At 70.9% G+C, this 22,316-nt stretch carries 22 protein-coding genes; 10 read left to right on the forward strand and 12 right to left on the reverse strand.

Annotated elements, in window-relative coordinates; genetic code table 11:
• The first annotated feature begins 327 nt into the window (after window positions 1-327).
• The 5 genes from folP to ACHFIV_RS30270 all read left to right on the forward strand — a co-directional run bounded on the left by folP (window position 328) and on the right by ACHFIV_RS30270 (window position 3,382).
• Entirely contained in the window at window positions 328-1,188 is an 861-nt protein-coding gene (gene folP / locus ACHFIV_RS30250) for a dihydropteroate synthase (protein ID WP_398975645.1), read from the forward strand.
• Window positions 1,185-1,667, forward strand: coding sequence for a nuclear transport factor 2 family protein (locus tag ACHFIV_RS30255; protein ID WP_398975646.1), 483 nt, complete (start codon window positions 1,185-1,187; stop codon window positions 1,665-1,667). Before folP ends, ACHFIV_RS30255 begins: the two co-directional genes overlap by 4 nt.
• A 194-nt stretch (window positions 1,668-1,861) precedes the next feature.
• Window positions 1,862-2,221: a dihydroneopterin aldolase gene (folB, locus tag ACHFIV_RS30260; protein WP_203186964.1), complete on the forward strand. Its 360-nt coding sequence runs from the start codon at window positions 1,862-1,864 to the stop codon at window positions 2,219-2,221.
• Window positions 2,218-2,829 carry a 2-amino-4-hydroxy-6-hydroxymethyldihydropteridine diphosphokinase gene (folK, locus tag ACHFIV_RS30265; RefSeq protein ID WP_398975648.1) on the forward strand — a complete coding sequence of 204 codons (612 nt, stop codon included), beginning with the start codon at window positions 2,218-2,220 and terminating at the stop codon, window positions 2,827-2,829. Before folB ends, folK begins: the two co-directional genes overlap by 4 nt.
• A gap of 67 nt (window positions 2,830-2,896) precedes the next feature.
• Window positions 2,897-3,382: a DUF3180 domain-containing protein gene (locus ACHFIV_RS30270; protein ID WP_398975650.1), complete on the forward strand. Its 486-nt coding sequence runs from the start codon at window positions 2,897-2,899 to the stop codon at window positions 3,380-3,382.
• 55 nt (window positions 3,383-3,437) lie between these two features.
• Here the strand turns inward: ACHFIV_RS30270 and ACHFIV_RS30275 are convergent, their stop codons facing one another.
• The 7 genes from ACHFIV_RS30275 to dacB form a co-directional block, all read right to left on the reverse strand.
• Window positions 3,438-3,788, reverse strand: a complete 351-nt coding sequence (locus tag ACHFIV_RS30275; RefSeq protein WP_398975652.1) for a VOC family protein — start codon at window positions 3,786-3,788, stop codon at window positions 3,438-3,440.
• 140 nt (window positions 3,789-3,928) lie between these two features.
• Entirely contained in the window at window positions 3,929-4,534 is a 606-nt protein-coding gene (folE, locus tag ACHFIV_RS30280) for a GTP cyclohydrolase I FolE (protein ID WP_398975653.1), read from the reverse strand.
• 183 nt (window positions 4,535-4,717) lie between these two features.
• Window positions 4,718-6,769 (reverse strand): ATP-dependent zinc metalloprotease FtsH, encoded by a 2,052-nt coding sequence (gene ftsH, locus ACHFIV_RS30285; protein ID WP_398975655.1) that lies wholly within the window; start codon window positions 6,767-6,769, stop codon window positions 4,718-4,720.
• A gap of 210 nt (window positions 6,770-6,979) precedes the next feature.
• On the reverse strand, window positions 6,980-7,519 hold the full coding sequence (gene hpt, locus ACHFIV_RS30290; RefSeq protein WP_398976581.1) for a hypoxanthine phosphoribosyltransferase: 540 nt from the start codon (window positions 7,517-7,519) through the stop codon (window positions 6,980-6,982).
• A gap of 99 nt (window positions 7,520-7,618) precedes the next feature.
• Window positions 7,619-8,692 (reverse strand): tRNA lysidine(34) synthetase TilS, encoded by a 1,074-nt coding sequence (tilS, locus tag ACHFIV_RS30295; RefSeq protein ID WP_398975656.1) that lies wholly within the window; start codon window positions 8,690-8,692, stop codon window positions 7,619-7,621.
• A gap of 190 nt (window positions 8,693-8,882) precedes the next feature.
• A complete protein-coding gene (locus ACHFIV_RS30300) occupies window positions 8,883-10,028 on the reverse strand; it encodes a zinc-dependent metalloprotease (protein WP_398975658.1) in 1,146 nt (381 codons plus the stop codon).
• A 48-nt stretch (window positions 10,029-10,076) separates the two neighbouring features.
• Window positions 10,077-11,564, reverse strand: a complete 1,488-nt coding sequence (gene dacB / locus ACHFIV_RS30305; protein ID WP_398975659.1) for a D-alanyl-D-alanine carboxypeptidase/D-alanyl-D-alanine endopeptidase — start codon at window positions 11,562-11,564, stop codon at window positions 10,077-10,079.
• Window positions 11,565-11,650: 86 nt separating this feature from the next.
• On the opposite strand from dacB, the gene ACHFIV_RS30310 reads away from it, so the two are divergent.
• Window positions 11,651-12,145 (forward strand): inorganic diphosphatase, encoded by a 495-nt coding sequence (locus tag ACHFIV_RS30310; RefSeq protein ID WP_003968257.1) that lies wholly within the window; start codon window positions 11,651-11,653, stop codon window positions 12,143-12,145.
• A 199-nt stretch (window positions 12,146-12,344) separates the two neighbouring features.
• Complete coding sequence (locus ACHFIV_RS30315) at window positions 12,345-14,054, forward strand: threonine/serine exporter ThrE family protein (protein ID WP_398975661.1); 1,710 nt, start codon at window positions 12,345-12,347, stop codon at window positions 14,052-14,054.
• Window positions 14,055-14,116: 62 nt separating this feature from the next.
• On the opposite strand, the gene ACHFIV_RS30320 is transcribed toward ACHFIV_RS30315, so the two are convergent.
• Complete coding sequence (locus ACHFIV_RS30320) at window positions 14,117-15,505, reverse strand: DedA family protein (RefSeq protein WP_398975663.1); 1,389 nt, start codon at window positions 15,503-15,505, stop codon at window positions 14,117-14,119.
• A 149-nt stretch (window positions 15,506-15,654) separates the two neighbouring features.
• On the opposite strand from ACHFIV_RS30320, the gene ACHFIV_RS30325 reads away from it, so the two are divergent.
• The 3 genes from ACHFIV_RS30325 to ACHFIV_RS30335 are packed head-to-tail and all read left to right on the forward strand — an operon-like array spanning window position 15,655 to window position 18,119.
• Window positions 15,655-16,020 carry a YbjQ family protein gene (locus ACHFIV_RS30325; RefSeq protein ID WP_398975665.1) on the forward strand — a complete coding sequence of 122 codons (366 nt, stop codon included), beginning with the start codon at window positions 15,655-15,657 and terminating at the stop codon, window positions 16,018-16,020.
• Window positions 16,021-16,060: 40 nt separating this feature from the next.
• On the forward strand, window positions 16,061-16,684 hold the full coding sequence (wrbA, locus tag ACHFIV_RS30330; RefSeq protein WP_398975667.1) for an NAD(P)H:quinone oxidoreductase: 624 nt from the start codon (window positions 16,061-16,063) through the stop codon (window positions 16,682-16,684).
• A gap of 10 nt (window positions 16,685-16,694) precedes the next feature.
• Window positions 16,695-18,119 carry a glutamate decarboxylase gene (locus ACHFIV_RS30335; protein ID WP_398975669.1) on the forward strand — a complete coding sequence of 475 codons (1,425 nt, stop codon included), beginning with the start codon at window positions 16,695-16,697 and terminating at the stop codon, window positions 18,117-18,119.
• 17 nt (window positions 18,120-18,136) lie between these two features.
• Here ACHFIV_RS30335 and ACHFIV_RS30340 read toward each other — a convergent pair whose 3' ends face one another.
• The 4 genes from ACHFIV_RS30340 to ACHFIV_RS30355 all read right to left on the reverse strand — a co-directional run bounded on the left by ACHFIV_RS30340 (window position 18,137) and on the right by ACHFIV_RS30355 (window position 22,294).
• The gene (locus ACHFIV_RS30340) at window positions 18,137-18,943 is read right to left on the reverse strand and encodes an ABC transporter permease (protein ID WP_398975671.1); all 807 of its coding nucleotides are present in this window, start codon (window positions 18,941-18,943) and stop codon (window positions 18,137-18,139) included.
• On the reverse strand, window positions 18,940-19,896 hold the full coding sequence (locus ACHFIV_RS30345; protein WP_398975672.1) for an ATP-binding cassette domain-containing protein: 957 nt from the start codon (window positions 19,894-19,896) through the stop codon (window positions 18,940-18,942). Before ACHFIV_RS30345 ends, ACHFIV_RS30340 begins: the two co-directional genes overlap by 4 nt.
• A gap of 83 nt (window positions 19,897-19,979) precedes the next feature.
• Complete coding sequence (locus tag ACHFIV_RS30350) at window positions 19,980-20,621, reverse strand: PadR family transcriptional regulator (protein WP_398975674.1); 642 nt, start codon at window positions 20,619-20,621, stop codon at window positions 19,980-19,982.
• A gap of 215 nt (window positions 20,622-20,836) precedes the next feature.
• Entirely contained in the window at window positions 20,837-22,294 is a 1,458-nt protein-coding gene (locus tag ACHFIV_RS30355) for an aldehyde dehydrogenase family protein (RefSeq protein WP_398975676.1), read from the reverse strand.
• Window positions 22,295-22,316 lie beyond the last annotated feature (22 nt).

Here is a 22,316-nt window from a genome sequence, read left to right on the forward strand (position 1 = left end):
GGCCCGCGGCGCGAGCGGCTGCGCGTGACGCGTGGACTGTCGCGGCCCGGCGGGCCGGGTGCCGCGTACCTGCGGCCGGTCCGCGCAGGCACGCCGCCGGCCCGGGCACGGGCATCGTGGACGCGGGCGGAGGGGCCCGCGGCGGGGGCGTCGCCGTCCGTCCGGCTGAACCGGTACGAGCGGATCCCCGGCGGTGTGATCACTGCGGGGCGGGCGCATGGGGAAGGGGCTCACCGGGCGCGGCACCGCTCCCGCTGCCGCGGACCGTCCGGTGATCACGACGCCGGCACGGCCCGGCGGGTCCCTTGCCGGGCCTAGGCTGGTCGCATGAGTACGTTGCGAGGACGGGGCACGGTGCGGGGTCTGCCGGAGTGGGACCGCTGCGCGGTCATGGGAGTCGTCAACGTGACGCCCGACTCCTTCTCGGACGGGGGCCACTGGTTCGACACCACGGCGGCGATCAAACACGGCCTCGAACTCGTGGCCGAGGGCGCGGACCTGATCGACGTCGGAGGTGAGTCGACCCGCCCGGGTGCGAGCAGGGTGGACGAGGCCGAGGAGTTGCGGCGGGTGATCCCCGTCGTCAGGGGACTCGCCTCCGAGGGCGTCACCGTCTCCGTGGACACCATGCGGGCCTGCATCGCGGAACAGTCCGTCGCCGCCGGCGCCGTCCTGGTCAACGACGTGAGCGGTGGACTCGCCGACCCGGCCATGATCCCGGTCGTCGCCGACGCCGGAGTGCCGTTCGTCGTCATGCACTGGCGCGGTTTCAGCGAGTCCATGAACAGCCGCGCGGTGTACGGGGACGTCGTCGCCGAAGTCGTCGCGGAGCTCCGGGAGCGTATGGAGGCCGTGATCGAGGGCGGCGTGGACCCCGGGAGACTGGTGATCGACCCGGGACTCGGCTTCGCCAAGAACGCCGCCCAGGACCTCGCGCTGGTCGCCCACCTCGACCGGCTGCGCGATCTGGGCAGGCCGCTGCTCGTCGCGGCCTCCCGCAAGCGGTTCCTCGGCCATGTCCTGGCGGACGAGGGGGCGGCCCCGCCGCCCGCCCGTGAACGCGATGCCGCGACCGCCGCCGTCTCCGCCCTCTCCGCCGCAGCGGGCGCCTGGGCGGTCCGGGTGCACGCGGTACGGCCCACGGCGGACGCGGTGCGAGTCGCCCGCGCCGTCGAGGGAGCCGCGTGAGCGCCGCGCGCGACGAGCACGAGGAGGCCGCCGCCGACATCGCGGCGGTCGAGCAGGCCAACACCGCCTTCTACGAGGCGATGGAACGAGGGGACTTCGACGAGCTCTCCGGCCTGTGGCTGCCCGGCGAGGACCTCACCGTCTCTTGTGTGCACCCCGGATGGCCGGTCCTCACGGGCCGCGGCGAAGTGCTGCGGAGCTACGCGCTGATCATGGCGAACACCGAGTACATCCAGTTCTTCCTGACCGACGTCGGGGTCTCGATGACAGGCGACACCGCCCTGGTGACCTGCACCGAGAACATCCTCAGCGGCGGCCCCGCGGAGGAGGGGAACGCGCTCGGACCGCTCGTCGGCCAGCTCGTCGTCGCCACCAACGTGTTCCGGCGCACACCGGAGGGCTGGAAGCTCTGGTCCCACCACGGCTCACCCGTACTGGCCGAAACCGGTGAGGAAGAGGACGAGGAACCCACCGTCTGAGCGGGCGGAACACGGGCACGGAGGTTGGGCCCCCCGAACACGGGGTATACGCGGCTACCAACCCTCTGCCGGGTCGGCCCGCGCCCCCGCGGGCGGGCGCTGTCGGAGCTCGCGGGTAGATTCGGAAGACGGCACCTCACCGCCCGCACGCGGCCGGGTGCCTCCAGAGACGACGAACAGCAGGAGTGATTCGCGTGGATCGTGTCGCGCTGCGCGGCCTCAAGGCCCGTGGGCACCACGGTGTCTTCCCCAAGGAGCGGCAGGAGGGCCAGACCTTCATCGTGGACCTGGTGCTCGGCCTCGACACCCGCCCCGCGGCAGCCGCCGACGACCTGTCGAAGACCGTGCACTACGGCGTGGTCGCGGAGGAGGTCGTCGACGTCGTCAAGGGTGAGCCGGTCGATCTGATCGAGACGCTCGCGGAGCGCATCGCGCAGCAGTGCCTCAAGCACGAAGGGGTCGAGGAGGTCGAGGTGGTCGTCCACAAGCCGGATGCCCCGATCACCGTCCCCTTCGACGACGTGACCATCACCATCACCCGGAGCCGAGCATGACTGCATTTTCCACCGAGGGGCAGAGCGACCCGACCGTACAGCCGGTCCCCGCCGCAGTGGTCGAGCAGGTCGACGCGGCGGACGTCACGCTCTCCAACCCCAAACTGGCCGTGATCTCCCTCGGCTCGAACCTCGGCAACCGGCTGGAGACGATCCAGGGCGCCGTCGACGCCCTGGAGGACACCCCCGGCCTCCGGGTGAAAGCTGTCTCCCCGGTCTACGAGACGGAGCCCTGGGGCGTCACCCCCGGCTCCCAGCCGTCGTACTTCAACGCGGTCGTCATCGTGAAGACGACCCTGCCCCCCTCGTCCCTGCTGGAGCGCGGCCAGGCCATCGAGGAGGCCTTCGACCGGGTCCGCGAGGAGCGGTGGGGGCCGCGCACCATCGACGTCGACATCGTGTCGTACTCCGACGTGGTCTCCGACGACCCCCTCCTGACCCTCCCGCACCCGCGCGCCCGCGAGCGCGCCTTCGTCCTCGCCCCCTGGCACGACGTGGACCCGGAGGCCCAGCTGCCCGGCGCCGGCGCGGTCGCCGGACTGCTGGACGGTGTCGGCCGCGAGGGAGTGCTTCCCCGGCCCGACCTGGAACTCCGTCTCCCCGAGTAGTCGTTAGGCTCATGGACGACCGCCTGCGGGCGGCGACGGGCAACGGCGACGAAGGGCGGCACTCTCGGTGAAGCAACTACGGCTCGGTCTCCTGGCCGGACTCTTCGCCGGAGCCGGCGTGCTGTGCTGGGGTGGAGCCCGCCTCTGGGACTCCCTGGGCACGCTGCCGAGCGTGCCGCTCGCCGCGCCCATCGTGCTGGCCGTCATCGCCGTCGTCCTGCTGGCATCGGCCCTGTCGATCCGCGCCCGGCTGCGCGCCCAGCGGGAGCGCCGCCCCGGAGCGAAGGGCGTGGAGCCGATGATGGCGGCGCGCGCCGTCGTCTTCGGCCAGGCGAGCGCGCTCGTCGCCGCGCTGGTCGCGGGGATGTACGGCGGCACAGGGGTCTTCCTGCTGGGCTCCCTCGATGTCCCGCCCCGGCGGGACCAGGCCATCTACGCGGGCTTCGCCGTCCTCGCCGGCATCGCGGTCGTCGCCGCGGCCGTCTTCCTGGAGCGGGTCTGCAAGCTCCCGGACGACGGGGACGAGGGCGGGAACACGGCCCGGGCCGCCTGAACCCAGGTCCCGGGCGGAGCTCCCGTGAGCCCGTGACAACCGTCGTACGGATCCCTCAGCCGGCCACCGGGTTCTCGATGAGGGTGACCCGGTTGCCGTCGGGGTCATGGAGGGCGGCGAACCGTACGCCCTCCGCGCCGGGCCGGATCTCCCCGGCCGTGATCCCCCGGCCCGTCAGTTCGGAGAGCGCCCGGTCCAGATCGTCGACCACCAGGTTCACCAGCGTCCCGCCGGCCTGCTGGGGGGACTCGAAGACCTGGAGCCAGGCGTACGGCGCGATGTGCCAGTCGGCCAGGCCGTCCATGGGCCTCGCGTCGGCCGGGCGGCCGAGAAGCCGTTCGTACCACTCCACCGCCGGCTCGATGGCCATCACGGGTGCTACGGCGAGCACATGGGTGAAGGACATGGGGCGCTCCTCTCCTGGCGGACACGGCGCACTGCCGTATCCGCTGCGGTCGACCCGGCCCACCGCGCGCACTCCCGCCGCCGCGCCGGCGCACCCGCCGTCCCAGGCATTGTCAGCCCGGGCGCCCGCCCCCGCCCCTTCTAGCGCGCCATGATGAGGCTCATCGCCTCGGCGCGCGTCGCCGGATCGCGCAGCTGGCCGCGGACGGCGGACGTGATCGTCTTGGCACCGGGCTTACGGATGCCCCGCATCGACATGCACATGTGCTCGCACTCGATGACCACGATGACCCCGCGCGGCTCCAGGATCGCCATCAGGGAATCGGCGATCTGCGTGGTGAGCCGCTCCTGGACCTGCGGCCGCCGGGCGTAGACGTCGACCAGCCGGGCCAGCTTCGACAGCCCCGTGATCTTGCCGGTCGTCGCCGGGATGTAGCCGACGTGCGCGACACCGCGGAACGGCACCAGGTGGTGCTCACAGGTACTGAAGACCTCGATGTCCTTGACCAGGACCATCTCGTCGTGACCGAGGTCGAACGTCGTCGTGAGGACGTCCTCGGGCTCCTGGTGGAGGCCCGCGAATATCTCCTTGTACGCACGTGCCACCCGGCCCGGGGTCTCGCGCAGTCCCTCGCGGTCAGGGTCCTCTCCGACGGCGATGAGGAGCTCGCGCACGGCGGACTCGGCCCGCTTCTCGTCGAATACGCCGATCGAGCCCTGCCCGTCCAGCGTCACCGGGTCGGTCATCTGTGCCTCGTTCCTCTGTGCAGTCACATGCGCGGACCCACCCGGACCTCACGGGCACGGCAGGCACAGCGCAGGCATACGGAAAAGCCGCGCCCCCACAGGCTAGAACCTGGGGGGCGCGGCATCCATTCCGGGCCAGGTGAGGCCCCCGTGACAGGGGCCACACCGAGTCGGGCAGGGGGGCTAGCTCTCGGGACGATCCTCGGGGAGCGCCTCCGGGGAGGTGCCGGTGTTCTTCGACGTGATGTCCGTCGGTGCGATCTCCGGAGTGCCCGAACCGTTGGCAGAGCCGTTGGTGAGGGCCAGCTCCTTGGGAGACAGCACGGGGGGACGCGTCGACGGGGTACGCCGGGAGGAACCGGTCCACGCCGGGCGGGCCGGGCGCTTCACGATCGGGGCGAAGATCTCGGCGATCTGCTCCTTGCCGAGCGTCTCCTTCTCGAGGAGCTCGAGGACCAGTGCGTCGAGGATGTCGCGGTTCTCGACGAGAATCTCCCACGCGTCGTTGTGCGCGGTCTCGATGAGCTTCTTGACCTCTTCGTCGACGAGCGCCGCGACCTCTTCCGAGTAATCGCGCTGATGGCCCATCTCCCGGCCCACGAACGGCTCGGTGTTGTCTCCACCGAACTTGATCGCACCGAGACGCTCGGTCATGCCGTACTGCGTGACCATCGCGCGGGCCGTGGCGGTGGCCTTCTCGATGTCGTTCGCAGCACCGGTCGTCGGGTCGTGGAAGACCAGCTCCTCGGCCGCGCGCCCGCCCAGCATGTAAGCCAGCTGGTCGAGCATCTCGTTGCGCGTCGTGGAGTACTTGTCCTCTTCCGGGAGCACCATCGTGTAACCGAGGGCACGGCCGCGGGAGAGAATCGTGATCTTGTGGACCGGGTCCGACTGGGGTGAGGCCGCCGCGACCAGGGCGTGTCCGCCCTCGTGGTACGCGGTGATCTTCTTTTCCTTCTCGGACATGATCCGGGTCCGCTTCTGCGGGCCCGCCACGACTCGGTCGATGGCCTCGTCGAGCATGTGGTTGTCGATGAGCTTCTTGTTGCTGCGCGCCGTCAGGAGCGCAGCCTCGTTCAGCACGTTCGACAGGTCGGCACCGGTGAAGCCGGGCGTACGACGGGCGACCGCGTTGAGGTCGACGTCCTCCGCGACCGGCTTGCCCTTCTGGTGCACCTTGAGGATTTCCAGACGGCCCTGCATGTCCGGCCGGTCCACGGCGATCTGCCGGTCGAAACGTCCCGGACGCAGCAGTGCCGGGTCCAGGATGTCCGGCCGGTTCGTGGCGGCGATCAGGATGACGCCGCCCTTCACGTCGAAGCCGTCCATCTCGACCAGCAGCTGGTTGAGCGTCTGCTCGCGCTCGTCGTGGCCGCCGCCCATGCCGGCACCGCGGTGCCGTCCGACGGCGTCGATCTCGTCGACGAAGACGATCGCCGGAGCGTTCGCCTTGGCCTGCTCGAACAGGTCACGGACACGGGAGGCACCGACACCGACGAACATCTCGACGAAGTCGGAACCGGAGATCGAGTAGAACGGGACGCCCGCCTCGCCCGCGACCGCGCGGGCGAGCAGCGTCTTACCCGTACCGGGCGGCCCGTACAGCAGGACGCCCTTGGGGATCTTGGCGCCGACGGCCTGGAACTTCGCCGGCTCCTGGAGGAATTCCTTGATCTCGTACAGTTCCTCGACGGCCTCGTCCGACCCCGCCACGTCGGCGAACGTCGTCTTCGGCGTGTCCTTGGTGATCAGCTTGGCCTTGGACTTGCCGAACTGCATGACCTTCGAGCCGCCGCCCTGCATCTGGTTCATCAGAAACAGGAACACGACCACGATCAGGACGAAGGGCAGCAGGGAGAGAAGGATCGAGACGAACGGGGACTGCTTCGACGGCGAGACGGTGTAACCCTTCTCGATGTCACCGCTCTCGAACTTCTTCTGCAGCGTGTCGGCGAGCTCGACACCCTGGTTGCCGATGTAACTCGCCTGGAACTTGCTGCCGGACTCGCCCTGGAGCTTTTCCTTGTCCTTCAGCTCGATCTTCAGGATCTGTTCGTCACCGGTGGTCAGCTTGGCCTGCTCCACCTGGTTCTTACTGATCGCCTGGATCACCTTGCCGGTGTCCACCGTCTTGTAGCCGCCGGACGAGCCGACGACCTGCATCAACACGACCACGGCGAGGACGGCCAGCACGATCCACATGACCGGCCCACGGAAGTATCGCTTCACGTCCATCCATACGGAGCGAAGTCGCCCCGTCCCTCCTGCCCGTAGGTAAATGCTGCTGTGAGAAAAGACTGTTCTTCGGACGGTACCCCAGCATTGTCACCCGTGACCGCAGGGGAGGACTGACAAACCCGTCTCCGAAGGCTCCAACGGCCCGAACGCCACCAGGGTTCCCGGGAGTCCGGCCGGGTTCGGCCGGGGCCCGTCGGCACGGCCGTCTCAGCCGCCGTAGACGTGGGGGGCGAGCGTGCCGACGAAGGGGAGGTTGCGGTACTTCTCCGCGTAGTCCAGTCCGTAGCCGACGACGAACTCGTTGGGGATGTCGAAGCCGACCCACTTCACGTCGATCGCGACCTTCGCGGCATCCGGCTTGCGGAGCAGCGTGCAGACCTCCAGGCTCGCGGGTTCGCGGGAGCCGAGATTGGTCAGCAGCCAGGACAGTGTGAGACCGGAGTCGATGATGTCCTCGACGATCAGGACGTGCTTGCCCTTGATGTCGGTGTCGAGGTCCTTGAGGATCCGGACGACGCCCGAGGACTGGGTGCCCGCGCCGTACGAGGAGACGGCCATCCAGTCCATGGTGACGGGGGTGGACAGCGCACGGGCCAGGTCCGCCATGACCATCACCGCGCCCTTGAGGACGCCGACGATGAGCAGGTCCTTGCCCGCGTACTCCGCATCGATCTTCGCAGCCAGCTCGACGAGCTTCGCGTCGATCTCTTCCTTGGTGATGAGCACCGACTCGAGGTCGGCGCCCATGTCCTTCTCGTTCACCCGCGTCTCTTTCTCTGCCCTGCCGGACCCGGACTGATCCCCGGGCCGGACCGGCGTTTCGCCTGCACTTCAGCCGCTTGCGCTTCAGCTCTGCCGAATCACCAGTCTGCCACCCTGCCGTCGCACCTCGACGCGGCCGGGCAGGTTGATGGCGCCCTGGCCCCGCCAGCCGGTGATCAGCCGGTCGACTTCCTCGATGTGGCGGGCGAAGAGCGAACCGGCGGGGGACCCGGCGTCGATCACGGCCCGGCGCAGCACCCGGCGGCGCACGGCGGGCGGCAGGACGGAGAGCTTGGCGCACTCCAGCCGGCCGGCGTCGTCGCGGACCGAGCGGGCGGCCTCGGCGGCCCAGGTGTCGAGGGCGTCGGCATCGTCGCGGGAGAGTTGCGCCGTACGGGCGAGGGCCTCCACGACGCCCTTGCCCAGCGCCTTCTCCAGGGCGGGCAGACCCTCGTGGCGCAGCCGGGAGCGCGTGTAGGCGGGGTCGATGTTGTGGGGGTCGTCCCAGACGGGGATCGACTGGACCAGGCAGGCCTTGCGGGCGGTCTGCCGGTCGAGCTGGAGGAACGGGCGGCGGTAGCGGCCGGCGGGGCCGGAGGCGGCGGCCATCCCGGAGAGCGAGCGGATGCCCGACCCCCGGGCGAGACCCAGCAGGACGGTTTCGGCCTGGTCGTCACGAGTGTGGCCGAGGAGTACGGCGGTGGCCCCGTGGCGCTCCGCCGCGGCGTCCAGGGCGGCGTAGCGGGCGTCCCGGGCGGCGGCCTCGGGCCCGCCGTCACGGCCGACCCGCACGGCGACCGCCTCGACGGGGTCGAGCCGCATCTCGGCGAGACGGGCGACGACCTCGTCGGCGCGCAGTCCTGATCCGGGCTGGAGGTTGTGGTCGACGGTGATGCCGCCGGCGCGTACGGGGAGCTTGCGCGACTCGAAGGCGAGGGCGGAGGCGAGGGCCATGGAGTCGGCTCCCCCGGAGCACGCGACGAGCACGAGCGGGGTGTCGGGCCGCTCGGGGAGTCCGGACCGGCGCGCGCCCGCCCCGGCTTCGGCGAGCTCGGCGTGTCCGGCCTGCTCGGTGTGACGGTTGTGTTCGGTGACGACGTCGTGGAGTACGCGGCGGACCGCCAGGCGTATCGCCGCGACCGCTGGATGGGGACCCATGTCCGGTGCCCTTCGGGTGAAGTTCTGGGGGGGGTGCCTCCGAGTGCGCGGGACGACGTCCCGTCACTCAGAGTGCGTCGATGGTGACAGAGCCAAGCTGTTCATCGAGCATTGCACGCCTTCCCATGCCCCTACGGTCCCTCGGATGGGTGATTGGAGGGGCAATCTTCTGCCACCGGGCCGGCCGGGATCACATGTCCGTCCTGCGGTGCACCCGCGCCACCCAGTCCGCGGGTGCGGCGATCTCGGCCTTGGTGGGCAGGGTGTTGGGAGAGGTCCACACCCGGTTGAAGCCGTCCATACCGACCTCGTCCACCACGGCCCGGACGAACTTCTCGCCGTCGCGGTACTGCTGCAGCTTGGCGTCGAGCCCCAGGAGCTTGCGCAGCGCCAGGTCCAGCCGGCTCGCGCCGCGCGCCCTGCGCTGCTGGAACTTCTCCCGGATCTCGGCGACGGAGGCCACCACGTCGGGGCCCACTCCGTCCATCACGAAGTCCGCGTGCCCTTCGAGCAGGGACATCACCGCGGTGAGACGGCCCAGGATTTCGCGCTGGGAGGGCGTCTGGACGATCTCGACGAGGCTGCGCCCACGGTCATCGCCCTCCTCCCCGCGTTCGCCCTCGGGGCGGCTGCTTCCCGAGAAGGCCTGCGCGGCCTCGCGGAGGCGTTCCAGCACCGTCATCGGGTCGACGTCGGTCTCGTCGAGGAACGACTGGATCTCGCCCTGCAGATGGTCGCGGAGCCACGGGACGCCGGTGAACTGGGTGCGGTGCGTCTCCTCGTGGAGGGCCACCCAGAGCCTGAAGTCGTGCGGGTCCACCTCGAGTTCCCGTTCGACATGGACGATGTTGGGGGCGACCAGCAACAGCCTTCCGCCCCCCTTGGAGGAGGCGGGAAGCTCCCGGCCGGCGGGGGCGAAGGTCTCGTACTGCCCGAGGACCCGGGAGGCCAGGAACGACAGCAGCATGCCCAGTTCGACGCCGGTCACCTTGCCGCCCACCGCGCCGAGCACGGCGTTGCCCGGGCCGCTTCCGCGGCGGTCCTGCATCTTTCCGAGGAGGGGGCGCAGCAGCTCACGGAACCCCGCGACGTTGGCCCTGATCCAGCCGGCCCGGTCGACGACCAGGACCGGGGTGTCCTCGGGTTCGTGGCCGTCGGGGACCATCCGGGTGAACGAACGAACGTGCTCCTCCGAGGCCTTGGCATGCCGGCGGAGTTCCGCGACGACGGCGCGGGCCTCCTCGCGGCTGATCTCGGGACCCGGTCGCACGAACCGGGTCGCAGTCGCGACCGCGAGATTCCAGTCGACCATCTCGGCACCACCGATGCTCGTCATGCGTCAACCGTACGTGAGGTGGTCGCTCCATGGTGGGGTGTCAGCCGCTCACCTGGTGCCTTTGGTGAGTGCGACGGCCAGGGTGTCGAGCGCGGCCTCCGCCTCGCCCTCGGACGTGGTGCCCGAGGCCAGGAACGCGAAGGCGAGCAGCCGGCCCCGGGCATCGACCGCGGTGCCGGCGAGGCTGTTCACCCCCGTGAGGGTGCCCGTCTTGGCCCTGATCAGGCCGGTCGCCGGGGACGTCGCGGTGTAGCGGTCGCCGAGCGTGCCGCTGAATCCGGCGACCGGGAGGCCGGTGAGAACCGGCCGGAGCTCGGGATGGTCCGGCCCGGCGGCGAGTGCGAGCAGCCGGGCCAGGAGTCCTGCCGTCACCTTGTCCGCGCGGTCGAGACCGCTGCCGTCCGCGAGCCGGGCGCCGGCCAGCGGCAGCCCGAGCGCCTTCAGCCGGGCGGTGACGGCACGCCGGCCGCCGGCGAAGGAGGCCGGCTCCCCCGCCTTGATCGCGGTCTGCCGGGCCAGGGCCTCGGCGATGTCGTTGTCGCTGTTGGTCAGGGCCCGCTCGACCAGGGCGGAGAGCGGCTTCGACAGGTGTGTCGCCACCGTCCGCGCCCCGGCCGGCGCACGCCCCCGCGCGGGGGCCGGCCGGGTGGTGACACCGGCGTCGCCCAGAGCGTCCGCGAACGCACGCGCGGCGTCACCCGCGGGATCGTCGGTACGGGGGGCCGTCCCCCGGTCACTCCCGTCGAGGCGGCCCTCGTCGGCCATGAGCGCGCTGACGGGCGCGATGTTCTCGTTGTCGGGGCCGATGGGGTGGAGGGCCGGACCGGAGTAGCGCGAGGTGTCGTACGTCAGCCGCACCGGCCCGGTGCCGCCGTCGCGCAGGGAGCGCGCCGTGCCGGCGGCCAGGGCGCGCAGGGCGGCCTTGTCCAGGGTGGGGTCGCCGCCGCCGACCAGGGTGAGTGTCCGGGAGTCCGGGGACAGGGCGACCGTGGTCGCGATGCGGTGAGCCGGGCCGAGCGCGGAGAGCGCGGCGGCAGCCGTGGCGATCTTCACCGTGGACGCGGGGGTCATCGGGGTCGCCGCGCCACGTGCGTACACCTGCTTGCCGGTGGCCGTGTCGATGACCACGGCGGAGCGCACGGTGCCGAGTGCGGGCGCGTCCAGCAGGGGAGCGAGCGCCGCCTCCAGGCCGCTCGCGCCCGCCGGGGCGGTGAGGCCCCCGGTGGCTCCGAGTGGGCTCAGGACGGCGGGCGCGCTGGGAGCCGGCTCCGGCCCGTCCGGCGCGGTCCCTTCGTGATGTGCGCCACCTGCGCGCTGCTGGACGGCCACCCGGTCCCGCTCGGCCTTACGCTGACCGGAGTCCCAGGGACCCGCGGCCAGGACGGCTCCGGCTGCGACCGCCAGGCCGAGCACCGCGGAGCCTGCGGCCAGCCGGAGGCTTTCAGGTCCGCTCCCACGCTTCAGGTTCTTCGGGGCGTTCCACCTGCCCCACCGGCTCAACGGTTCGTCCGTCGGTCTGTCCACCGGCTCGGCCACCGTTGACCAGCCCCTTTCGCGAGCACTCGTCTGCGTGAGGGACACTTAACCACCAGTCGTATGTGTTGATCATGGAGGAGCCACCCGTGGAGTTCGACGTCACCATCGAGATCCCGAAGGGTTCGCGGAACAAGTACGAGGTGGACCACGAGACCGGTCGGATCCGCCTGGACCGTCGACTCTTCACCTCGACCAGCTACCCGGCCGACTACGGCTTCGTAGAGAACACCCTCGGCGAGGACGGCGACCCGCTGGACGCGCTGGTCATCCTGGACGAGCCGACCTTCCCCGGCTGCCTCATCAAGTGCCGTGCCATCGGCATGTTCCGGATGACCGACGAGGCCGGCGGCGACGACAAGCTGCTGTGCGTCCCGGCGTCCGACCCGCGGGTCGAGCACCTGCGCGACATCCACCACGTGTCGGAGTTCGACCGCCTGGAGATCCAGCACTTCTTCGAGGTCTACAAGGACCTGGAGCCGGGCAAGTCCGTCGAGGGCGCCGACTGGGTCGGCCGCGCCGAGGCCGAGGCCGAGATCGAGGCCTCCTACAAGCGCCTCGAGGCTCAGGGCGGCGCGCACTGACGTCGTCCCTCCGGCTTCCGCTTGACGGCGGGACCGCGGGGATCGCGGCACACGGGGCCGACCGGCCCAGCTGACCGTACGGACCACGGGCGGCGCACCTCCACCGGTGCGCCGCCCGTGGCGTGTGGTGGCCCATGTCCGTGCACATACTGGGCAGAAGCGCTCCCAGGAACGAGCGGTCCAGGAGGAACGAGGTCGAGTGGTGGCGGAGCAGGGCGGTCCCGAGGACCAGAAGCCACAGTCCGACGAGGCGCACAGCGCGTTCGTCCCACCGACCGGCGTGGAGCAGCCGACGGCACCGCCCGAGGACGACCACCCGACATCGGAATTCGCCCTTCCGGCCGGTCTGCACACCGATCCGTCCGCATCGTCCGGCCCCGGTTCCGCTTCCGGGCCGGGGGGCGGCCCGGGGTCCGACACACTGACATCCGCCTTCGTCCCGCCGAGCGGGTACACCGCGCAGCACCAGCCGCCCGCCTTCACACCCGCCCACGGCATTCCGATGGTCCGGCTGACCAAGGAGGCGCCCTGGCAGGACCGGATGCGCACGATGCTGCGGATGCCGGTGACGGAGCGCCCGGCTCCGGAGAGCGTGCAGAGGACCGACGACTCGGGCCCCGCCGTGCCGCGCGTGCTCGACCTGACGCTGCGTATCGGGGAGCTGCTGCTCGCCGGCGGCGAGGGTGCCGAGGACGTCGAGGCGGCCATGTTCGCGGTGACGCGTTCGTACGGGCTCGACCGCTCCGAACCGACGGTCACCTTCACCCTGCTGTCCATCTCCTACCAGCCGTCGCTGGTCGACGACCCCGTGACGGCCAGCCGCACCGTGCGCCGGCGCGGCACCGACTACACGCGGCTGGCCGCCGTTTTCCGGCTCATCGACGACATCACCACGGCGGAGCACGTCGAGGTCTCGCTGGAGGAGGCCTACCGGCGTCTGGCCGAGATCCGCCGTAATCGGCACCCGTATCCGGGCTGGGTCCTCACGGCTTCCGCCGGCCTGCTCGCCGGCTCGGCGTCGGTGCTGGTCGGCGGTGGTGTGCTGGTCTTCCTCGTGGCGGCGGCGGGCGCGATGCTCGGCGACCGGCTGGCCTGGCTCTGCGCCGGGCGCGGACTGCCCGAGTTCTACCAGTTCACGGCTGCGGCCATGCCCCCGGCCGCGATGGGCATCGCGCTGACCCTCACCCATTCGACTGATGTGCGTCCCTCCGCGGTGATCACCGGTGGTCTGTTCGCACTGCTGCCCGGGCGTGCCCTCGTCGCGGGTGTGCAGGACGGCCTGACCGGTTACTACCTGACCGCCGGGGCCCGGCTGCTGGAGGTCATGTACTTCTTCATCGGCATCGTGGCGGGCGTGCTGCTGATGCTCTACCTGGGGGTACAGCTCGGCGCCCAGCTCAATCCGGAGGCGCGGTTCATCGCCGACGACCGGCCGGTGCTCCAGATCCTGGCCTCGATGGCCCTCACCTTCGCCTTCGCGATCCTGCTCCAGCAGGAGCGTTCCACGGTGCTCGCGGTGACCCTCAACGGTGGGGTGGCCTGGATCATCTACGGGGCCATGGCCCGCACCGGTGGCATCTCCCCGGTGGCGGCGACGGCGGTGGCGGCCGGTCTGGTGGGACTCTTCGGGCAGTTGTTCTCGCGCTACCGCTACACCTCGTCGCTGCCCTACATCACCGCCGCCATCGGACCGCTGCTCCCCGGTTCGGCGACCTACTTCGGTCTGCTGGGCGTCGCGCAGAACGAGGTGAACGACGGGCTCACCTCACTCTTCACGGCTGTCGCCACGGCGCTGGCGATCGCCATCGGGGTCAATTTGGGAAGCGAGATCTCGCGGCTGTTCATGCGGGTGCCGGGCGCGGTCGAGGGCCCGTCCCGCCGGGCGGCCAAGCGGACCCGCGGCTTCTGACGGCTCCCGGCACGAAGGCGCCCCGGCCCCTCACCGGGACCGGGGCGCCTGGGCGTGTGCGTTCAGCGCCTGTGCTGCCACCCGTACTGCTCCGGGTCGTCCTCCTGGCCGCCGTCCGGGCCGGCCGCTGGCCGTTCCCCGTTGTACGGGTCGGCCTGGCCCGCGCCGTACTGGCCGCCCTGGCCCGCACCGTACTGGCCGCCCTGGTCCGTGCCGTACTGCTGCTGACCGCCGCCGTACTGGCCGCCCTGGGGTGCGCCGTACTGGCCGCCCTGGTCCGTGCCGTACTGCTGCTGACCGCCGCCGTGGCCCGCACCGTACTGGCCGCTCTGGGGGGCGCCGTACTGGCCGCCCTGGTCTGCGCCGTACTGCTGCTGACCGCCGTCGTACCGGCCGCTCTGCGGGGCGCCGTACTGCTGCTGGTACTGGCCGCCCTGGCCCGCGCCGTACTGGCCGCCCTGGGGGGCGCCGTACTGCTGCTGACCGCCGCCGTACTGGTCGGCCTGGCCCGCGCCGTACTGGCCGCCCTGGGGGGCGCCGTACTGCTGCTGACCGCCGCCGTACTGGTCGTTGCCGTACTGGCCGCCCTGGCCCGCACCGTACTGGGTGGCCTGGCCGCCCGCCTGGCCGTTGCCGTACTGACCGCCGTACTGACCGCCGTACTGGCCGTGGTCGTACTGACCGCCGTCGTACGGGGCCGTCTGTTCGCCGGTGTACCGGTGGGCGGCGGAATCCTGGCCGTCGTTCCCCGCTCCCTCCCGGGGGCCGGCCGACGGGCCGCCGTCCGAGGGGCCGTGGTCGTCCCCCCGCGGCGCGGCGGCGCCTTCCTTCCTGGACCTGCCGCGGGCCCGCAGGAACTCGATCACGATCGGCAGCACCGAGATCAGCACGATCAGGATGAGCATCATCTCGATGTTCTCGTGCACGAAGTCGATCTTGCCGAGGGCCGCTCCGAGCACCGTCACCCCGACGCCCCAGAGCACGCCACCGACGATGTTGTAGGTGATGAACGCGCGGTAGTCCATCCGGCTCACACCGGCGATGATCGGCGTGAAGGTCCGGACGACGGGCACGAAGCGGGCCAGCACCAAGGACTTGGGGCCGTACTTCTCGAAGAACTCGTGGGCCTTCTCGACGTTCTCCTGCTTGAAGAGACGGGAGTCCGGGCGCCTGAAGAGGGCCGGCCCCACCTTGCGTCCGAAGAGATAGCCGACCTGGTCGCCGATGATCGCCGCGAGGGCCACCAGGAGACAGACCAGCCACAGGGGGTACTTCAGGTCACCCGTCGTCACCAGAAGACCCGTGGTGAACAGCAGGGAGTCGCCGGGCAGGAAGAAGCCGATCAGCAGTCCGGACTCGGCGAACACGATGAGCAGAAGGCCGGGCAGCCCGAAGGTGTTGAGCAGATAATCCGGGTCCAGCCAGCTCGGGCCGAGCGCAAGCGTATTCAAGGGTCCGGGCTCCAGGGTTGGTCGGTGTGCGCGGCTGCGTGGCCGCCCCAAGCTATCAACGCTGTCGTGGACGCCTGGGTTCCACTGGCGTAAGCAAGGATGCGCGCGGTACGAACCGGGGCAAAGCTGTCCGCAGGAGGTGCCACATCATGGGCATTGAGGACTACGGCGGCGGTCAGACGCCCCGGGCGGACGTCCTGGTCGTCACCACGAACGACGTACCCGGTCACCAGGTGACGGAGGTCATCGGCGAGGTGTTCGGGCTCACGGTCCGCTCCCGCCACCTCGGCAGCCAGATCGGCGCCGGCCTGAAGTCGATGATCGGCGGGGAGCTGAAAGGGCTCACCAAGACACTCGTCGAGACCCGCAACCAGGCGATGGAGCGGCTCGTCGACCAGGCCAGAGCGCGCGGCGCGAACGCGGTGCTGATGATGCGCTTCGACGTGAGCGAGGCGGCGGACGTGGGCACCGAGGTGTGTGCCTACGGGACGGCGGCCGTGATCAACAAGTCCTGACCGGTTCCGCTCACCCGATCCCACGCACGGAGGTCCCAGCATGTCCACGTCCGTCAACGTCGCCGTCATCTACTACTCCTCCACCGGCACCGTCTCCACGATCGCCAAGGCCCTCGCGAAGGACGCCGAGAAGGCCGGCGCGCAGGTGCGCCTGCGCAAGGTCGCCGAACTCGCGCCCCAGGCCGCCATCGACTCCAACCCGGCCTGGGCGGAGCACGCCGTGGCGACCGCCGGCATCCCCGAGGTCTCGCCGGACGACATGGTCTGGGCGGACGCGGTGATCTTCGGTACACCCACCCGGTACGGCAATGTCACGGCCCAGCTCAAGCAGTTCCTCGACACGCTGGGAGGCCTCTGGCAGGCGGGGCGGCTCGCCGACAAGGTCTACAGCGGATTCACCTCCAGCAGCACCACTCACGGCGGTCAGGAGTCGACCCTGCTGGCGCTGTACAACACGATCTACCACTTCGGCGGCATCCTGGTCCCTCCCGGCTACACGGACCCCTCGAAGTTCGTCGACGGCAATCCGTACGGCACCTCCCACGTATCGGGGCAGGGTGACATCCCCGTCGCCGAGCAGACCCTGACCGCCGCGCGGGTGCAGGCCGAGCGCGTGGTCAGGTTCGCCCGGGCCGTCAAGGCCGGACTCGCGGCCGGGAACTGAGAGGGACGTCATGGCGCTCCACAAGGGTTCGCACGCCGCGGCCGCTCCGTCCGACGAGCACCGCCGACTCGCCCTCAACCCGTTCTTCGGGGAGGCCGACCCCACCGCCCCGATGGTCGCGGCGCCGCCGACGCACCAGCTCCCTGACGGCCCGCTGCCCCCGCTGACCGCCTACCGGCTCGTCCACGACGAGCTGATGCTCGACGGGAACTCCCGGCTCAATCTCGCCACGTTCGTCACCACCTGGATGGAACCCCAGGCCGGTGTGCTGATGAGCGAGTGCCGCGACAAGAACATGATCGACAAGGATGAGTACCCGCGCACCGCCGAGCTGGAGCGGCGCTGCGTGGCGATGCTCGCCGACCTCTGGAACGCTCCCGACCCGTCGTCGGCGGTGGGCTGCTCGACCACGGGCTCCAGCGAGGCCTGCATGCTGGCGGGCATGGCGCTGAAGCGCCGCTGGGCCGCCAGGAACACCGACCGCTATCCGGCCACCGCGCGGCCCAATCTCGTGATGGGCGTGAACGTGCAGGTCTGCTGGGACAAGTTCTGCACGTTCTGGGAGGTCGAGCCCCGCCAGGTCCCCATGGACGGCGAGCGCTTCCACCTGGACCCGCAGGCGGCAGCCGAGCTGTGCGACGAGAACACCATCGGCGTGGTCGGCGTCCTCGGCTCCACCTTCGACGGCTCCTACGAACCGGTCGCCGAACTCTGCGCGGCGCTGGACGACCTCCAGGAGCGCACCGGGCTCGACATCCCGGTCCATGTGGACGGGGCGTCCGGGGCGATGGTGGCGCCGTTCCTCGACCAGGACCTGGTGTGGGACTTCCGGCTGCCCAGGGTCTCCTCGATCAACACCTCCGGGCACAAGTACGGCCTGGTCTACCCGGGTGTGGGCTGGGCTCTGTGGCGCTCGCCGGCCGAGCTGCCCGAGGAGCTCGTCTTCCGGGTCAACTACCTGGGCGGTGACATGCCGACCTTCGCGCTGAACTTCTCCCGGCCCGGCGCGCAGGTCGTGGCGCAGTACTACACCTTCCTGCGACTGGGCCGGGAGGGCTACCGGGCGGTCCAGCAGGCGTCCCGGGACATCGCGCGACGGCTCGCCGTGGAGTTCGAGGACCTGGACGACTTCAGACTGCTCACCCGGGGCGACGAGCTTCCGGTGTTCGCGGTGACGACGAAACCCGAAGTGAAGGCGTACGACGTCTTCGACGTGTCGAGGCGACTGCGCGAGCGCGGCTGGCTGGTGCCCGCGTACACCTTCCCCGCCAACCGCCAGGACCTGTCGGTGCTGCGCGTCGTCTGCCGCAACGGCTTCTCCTCGGACCTCGCGGAGATGCTGATGGACGATCTGCGCGGGCTCCTGCCCGAACTGCGCTCCCAGGCGCACCCGGCCACCCGGGACGTGGGCGCCCGGACGGCCTTCCACCACTGACGCCCCGGGCGGGCCGGTCAGCGGCTGAGCCGGGCGAACCTCCGTACCGCCAGCGGGAAGAACACCGCGGTCAGCGCCACCGGCCAGAGGACCGCGAGGAGTCCGGCGTGTTCGGCCGCCCAGGAACCCGACGGGCCACCCGGGTTGCCGAACAGGCCGCGTACCGCGGTCGCCGTGGCCGACATCGGGTTCCACTCGACGACCGTGCCCAGCCAGCCCGGCATCGACTGCGGTGACGCGAAGACGTTGGAGAGGAAACCCACCGGCCACACGAGGAACTGCACGGCCTGCACCATCTCCGGCCTGCCCGCCACCATCGCGAGCTGGATCCCCGCCCACAGCATCGCGAACCGCAGCAGGAGCAGCAGGCCCAGTGCGCCGAGAGCGGCGGCCGCGCCGTTGTGCCAACGCCAGCCGAGGACGTATCCGACGCCCGTCATCACGGCGAGCGCGGCCACCGACTGGAGCATGTCGGCGGCGCTCCGGCCGACGAGCACAGCGCCCGAGACCATGGGCATGGACCGGAACCGGTCGACGACCCCCTTGTTCAGGTCCTGGGTGACGGCCAGCATCGTGCCCTCCAGGCCGAAGGCCATGGTGAGCGCGAGCATCCCGGGCAGCAGGAACTCGGTGTTGTCCCCGTCGACCCCGCTGCCTCCGCCGACCAGGTAGTTGAACATCAGGAGCAGCATCACCGGGAAGACCAGGCCGACGACCACCTGGACGGGCTGCCTCGCCCAGTGCGCGAGCTCGCGCCTGGTCATCGTCCAGGAGTCGGCCAGCGCCCAGCCGACGCGCCCGAGCCCCGCCGTCGCCGTACTCATGCCGCCACCTCCGCGTCCATGGCTGCGGACGTCCCGGCACCGGTGAGCGCCAGGAACACCTCGTCCAGCGTGGGGCGGCGCACCGCGATGTCCTCCGCCTCGATGCCCGCCTCCTCCAGCACCCGCACGGTGCGGGTCAGAGCCCGCATGCGGTCGGGGGCGGGTGCGCCGATCAGCCGCCGGTCGGCGTCCACGGTCACCTCCTCACCGAGCAGCGACGCCGCCTCACCGAGCCGGTGGGCGTCGCGGACGACCACGTCGACGCGGTCACCACCGACCATCGCCTTGAGCTGATCGGCCGTGCCCTCCGCGATGGCCCGGCCGTCGTCCATCACCGAGATCCGGTCCGCGAGCTGGTCCGCCTCCTCCAGATACTGCGTGGTCAGCAGGACGGTGGTCCCGCCGGCGGCCAGGGAGCGCACGGCGTTCCAGACCTCGTTCCGCCCGCGTGGGTCGAGCCCGGTCGTGGGCTCGTCCAGGAAGAGCACGTCCGGGTCGGTGATCAGGGACGCGGCCAGATCGAGACGGCGCCGCATGCCGCCGCTGTACTGCTTCACCGCCTTGCGCCCGGTGTCCGCGAGCCCGAACCGCTCCAGCAGTTCGTCGGCCCGCAGGCCCGCCCGGCGCGCGCCCAGGTGGTACAGCCGGCCGAACATCTCCAGGTTCTGGCGGCCGCCCAGCTCCTCGTCCACCGCCGCGTGCTGCCCGAGCAGCCCGATCCGGCGCCTGACCTCGGCCGCCTCGGACCGCACGTCGAAGCCCGCCACTTCCACGCGTCCCTCGTCGTGCCGCAGCAGGGTGGTCAGAACGCGCACGGCGGTGGTCTTTCCCGCCCCGTTGGGGCCGAGCACCCCGTGCACCGCTCCGCGCCGGACGGCGAGATCGAGGCCGTCCAGGGCCCGCTTCTCCCCGTACCGCTTGCGTGCTCCCTCGACGACGATTGCGTCACTCACGGCGCCACCAGCCTTCCGCTTCTGTAGTCAAACTTGACTAGCAAGCGAAAGGTAGACCCGGCGAGTCCATTCGTCAAACTTGATTACTGGAGGTCCCCCGGGTCGGGTTCCCCGGTGGCGTAGGGGTTCTCCTGGCCCTCCGAGAGAACCCCCACGAAGGGTTCGCCCTCTCCCGCGAAGGTGTAGGCGCCCGCCTCGATCCGCGCGATCAGCCCGCGGGTCCACTCGGCACCCGCGTCCGCCGAGTGGACCCACATGTTCATGATCTCGCCGATGTGCCCGAGCTGCTCCGGCCCGTCCTCCGGCGTGTAGTGCTCCGTCACCGCCGTCCGCCAGCCCTCGATGGCGGCGACACGCTCCCGCAGGAGAGCCACCGCCTCGGCGCGGCCCAGGTCCACGATGAAGCCGATGCCGGCCGAGAGTACGTCCACGCTCTGGTCGTAGGAGGTCAGCGAGGCACGCAGCAGGGCGAAGAACTCCTCGGTGCCGCGCTCGGTGATCTCGTACTCGGTGCGGGGCGGGCCGCCGGCCGTGGACGGAGCGACCTCATGGGCGACCAGCAGGTCCTGCTTGGCCATCTGCTTGAGTGCGTGGTAGATCGATCCGGGCTTGGCGGTGGACCACTCGTGGGCGCCCCAGTACTCCAGGTCGTTGCGCACCTGATAACCGTGCGCGCGGCCGTGCTGGCGCACGGCACCGAGGACCAGGAGTCGGATCGCCGACATACCAACCACCCTTGTGTATTCAACTTTGACCAGAGTAGCCCGCCGCCTCGGGACCAGGCCGAGGGCCTTCCCGCCGCCCAGGGTCCCCCGGAGAGGTCGGCATTGCCCCGCCTGGCGGCCGGCCTCCTCGCCCGGACGGCACAGCGGCCGGCGCACGGAGCGACGCCTGGCGCGCCGGGGCAGCGGCAGGTCCTGGGTCCGGCCGCTTCAGGACTTCAGAAGGGGAAGACGGTCCGCCCGTGCTGCACCGAGATCCACTTCCGGGTGGTGAACGCCTCCACGGCGGCCTCGCCGTTCAGGCGCCCCATGCCGGACCTCTTCTCGCCCCCGAACGCGACCGCCGGATCGTCCTGCACCGTCGCGCCGTTGACGTGGAACATCCCGCCCCGGACACGCCGGGCGAACCGCACCCCGCGCTCGGCGTCCGCCGTGTGCACGGCGCCGCTCAGCCCGTAGGGGCTGTCGTTGACGATGCGCACGGCCTCGTCCTCACCGTCGAAGGACAGCAGCAGCGCTATGGGGCCGAAGATCTCCTGCTCCAGCAGCGGTGACCCCTCCGGCAGCCCCGTCAGGACGGTCGGCTCGACGAGGTTCCCCCGCGTGCGGCCGCGCACGAGAGCGGTCGCACCGGCATCGAGCGCCCCGTCGACCAGCGCGGTGAGCGCCTCGGCCTGGAACGCGCTGATGACCGGCCCGATGCGGGTGCCGGGGTCGCGCGGGTCTCCCGACGGGAGGGCCGACACCGCGGCGGTGAAGCGCTCGGTGAACTCCTCCTCCACTGACCGGTCCACCAGGATGCGGTTGGCGGCCATGCTGACCTGGCCCTGGAACAGGAAGCGGCTGTAGACGGCCGCCTGGACCGCGTGGTCGAGGTCCGCGTCGTCGAGCACCACGAGGGCGCTGTTGCCACTCAGTTCGAGGATGGTCTTCTTGAAGAGTCCGGCGGCGACGGCGGCGACGTGGCGGCCGACCCGGTCCGAGCCGGTGAACGAGATCACCTTGGGCACGGGGTGCTCGATGAACGAGTCACCGATCTCGGCGCTGTCGGTGACCAGGACGTTGAGGAGCCCCGCGGGCAGCCCCGCGTCCTCGAAGATGCGGGCCACCAGTCCGCCGCCGGCGATCGGGGCGTTCTGGTGGGGCTTCACCACGACCGCGTTGCCGAGGGCGAGCGCCGGGGCGACGGTCTTCACCGTCACCAGAAAGGGGAAATTGAACGCACTGATCACTCCGACGACCCCGACGGGAAGCCGATAGACCCGGTTCTCCTTGCCGTCGGCCATCGACGGCATCAGCCCTGCCACCGGGCGCAGAGCCTGCCCGGCGGCCTCCCGGAGGAACTCCTGCGCCGCCCGGACCTCGTATTCCGCCCTCGCCCGCGTGCCACCGAGCTCGTCGATGATCAGCTCGGTGATCTCGGCACTGCGTTCCCCCACGAGCCGCACGGCGTTGTCGAGGACATCCCGCCGCTCATGAGGACTGACTGCCGCCCATGTCCGCTGGGCGCGTTCGGCGGCGCGGTAGGCCAGGTCGACTTCGGCCGTGGTGGCCACGGTGACCGAGCAGAGTTTCTCGCCGTTGAAAGGATTGATGTCGATGATGTCCCACGCGCCGCTGCCGGTCAGCCACTCGCCGTCGATGTACTGGCGGGCCAGTTCACTGGGGAAGGACATGCAATCCCTTACTGCAGGCGCA

The organism is Streptomyces sp. ALB3 (genome assembly GCF_044385685.1).
In the GTDB taxonomy this organism is placed as follows: domain Bacteria; phylum Actinomycetota; class Actinomycetes; order Streptomycetales; family Streptomycetaceae; genus Streptomyces.

Coding starts and splice junctions, on each gene's coding strand:
- ACHFIV_RS30340 (WP_398975671.1), bottom strand. CDS start 18,943: ATGAGTACGGCGACGGCGGGGCTCGGGCGCGTCGGCTGGGCGCTGGCC.
- ACHFIV_RS30300 (WP_398975658.1), bottom strand. CDS start 10,028: ATGACGAGCATCGGTGGTGCCGAGATGGTCGACTGGAATCTCGCGGTC.
- hpt (WP_398976581.1), bottom strand. CDS start 7,519: ATGGGCGCCGACCTCGAGTCGGTGCTCATCACCAAGGAAGAGATCGAC.
- folE (WP_398975653.1), bottom strand. CDS start 4,534: ATGACCGACCCGGTGACGCTGGACGGGCAGGGCTCGATCGGCGTATTC.
- folK (WP_398975648.1), top strand. CDS start 2,218: ATGACTGCATTTTCCACCGAGGGGCAGAGCGACCCGACCGTACAGCCG.
- ACHFIV_RS30335 (WP_398975669.1), top strand. CDS start 16,695: ATGGCGCTCCACAAGGGTTCGCACGCCGCGGCCGCTCCGTCCGACGAG.
- ACHFIV_RS30325 (WP_398975665.1), top strand. CDS start 15,655: ATGGGCATTGAGGACTACGGCGGCGGTCAGACGCCCCGGGCGGACGTC.
- ACHFIV_RS30350 (WP_398975674.1), bottom strand. CDS start 20,621: ATGTCGGCGATCCGACTCCTGGTCCTCGGTGCCGTGCGCCAGCACGGC.
- ACHFIV_RS30355 (WP_398975676.1), bottom strand. CDS start 22,294: ATGTCCTTCCCCAGTGAACTGGCCCGCCAGTACATCGACGGCGAGTGG.
- ftsH (WP_398975655.1), bottom strand. CDS start 6,769: ATGGACGTGAAGCGATACTTCCGTGGGCCGGTCATGTGGATCGTGCTG.
- wrbA (WP_398975667.1), top strand. CDS start 16,061: ATGTCCACGTCCGTCAACGTCGCCGTCATCTACTACTCCTCCACCGGC.
- ACHFIV_RS30275 (WP_398975652.1), bottom strand. CDS start 3,788: ATGTCCTTCACCCATGTGCTCGCCGTAGCACCCGTGATGGCCATCGAG.
- tilS (WP_398975656.1), bottom strand. CDS start 8,692: ATGGGTCCCCATCCAGCGGTCGCGGCGATACGCCTGGCGGTCCGCCGC.
- folP (WP_398975645.1), top strand. CDS start 328: ATGAGTACGTTGCGAGGACGGGGCACGGTGCGGGGTCTGCCGGAGTGG.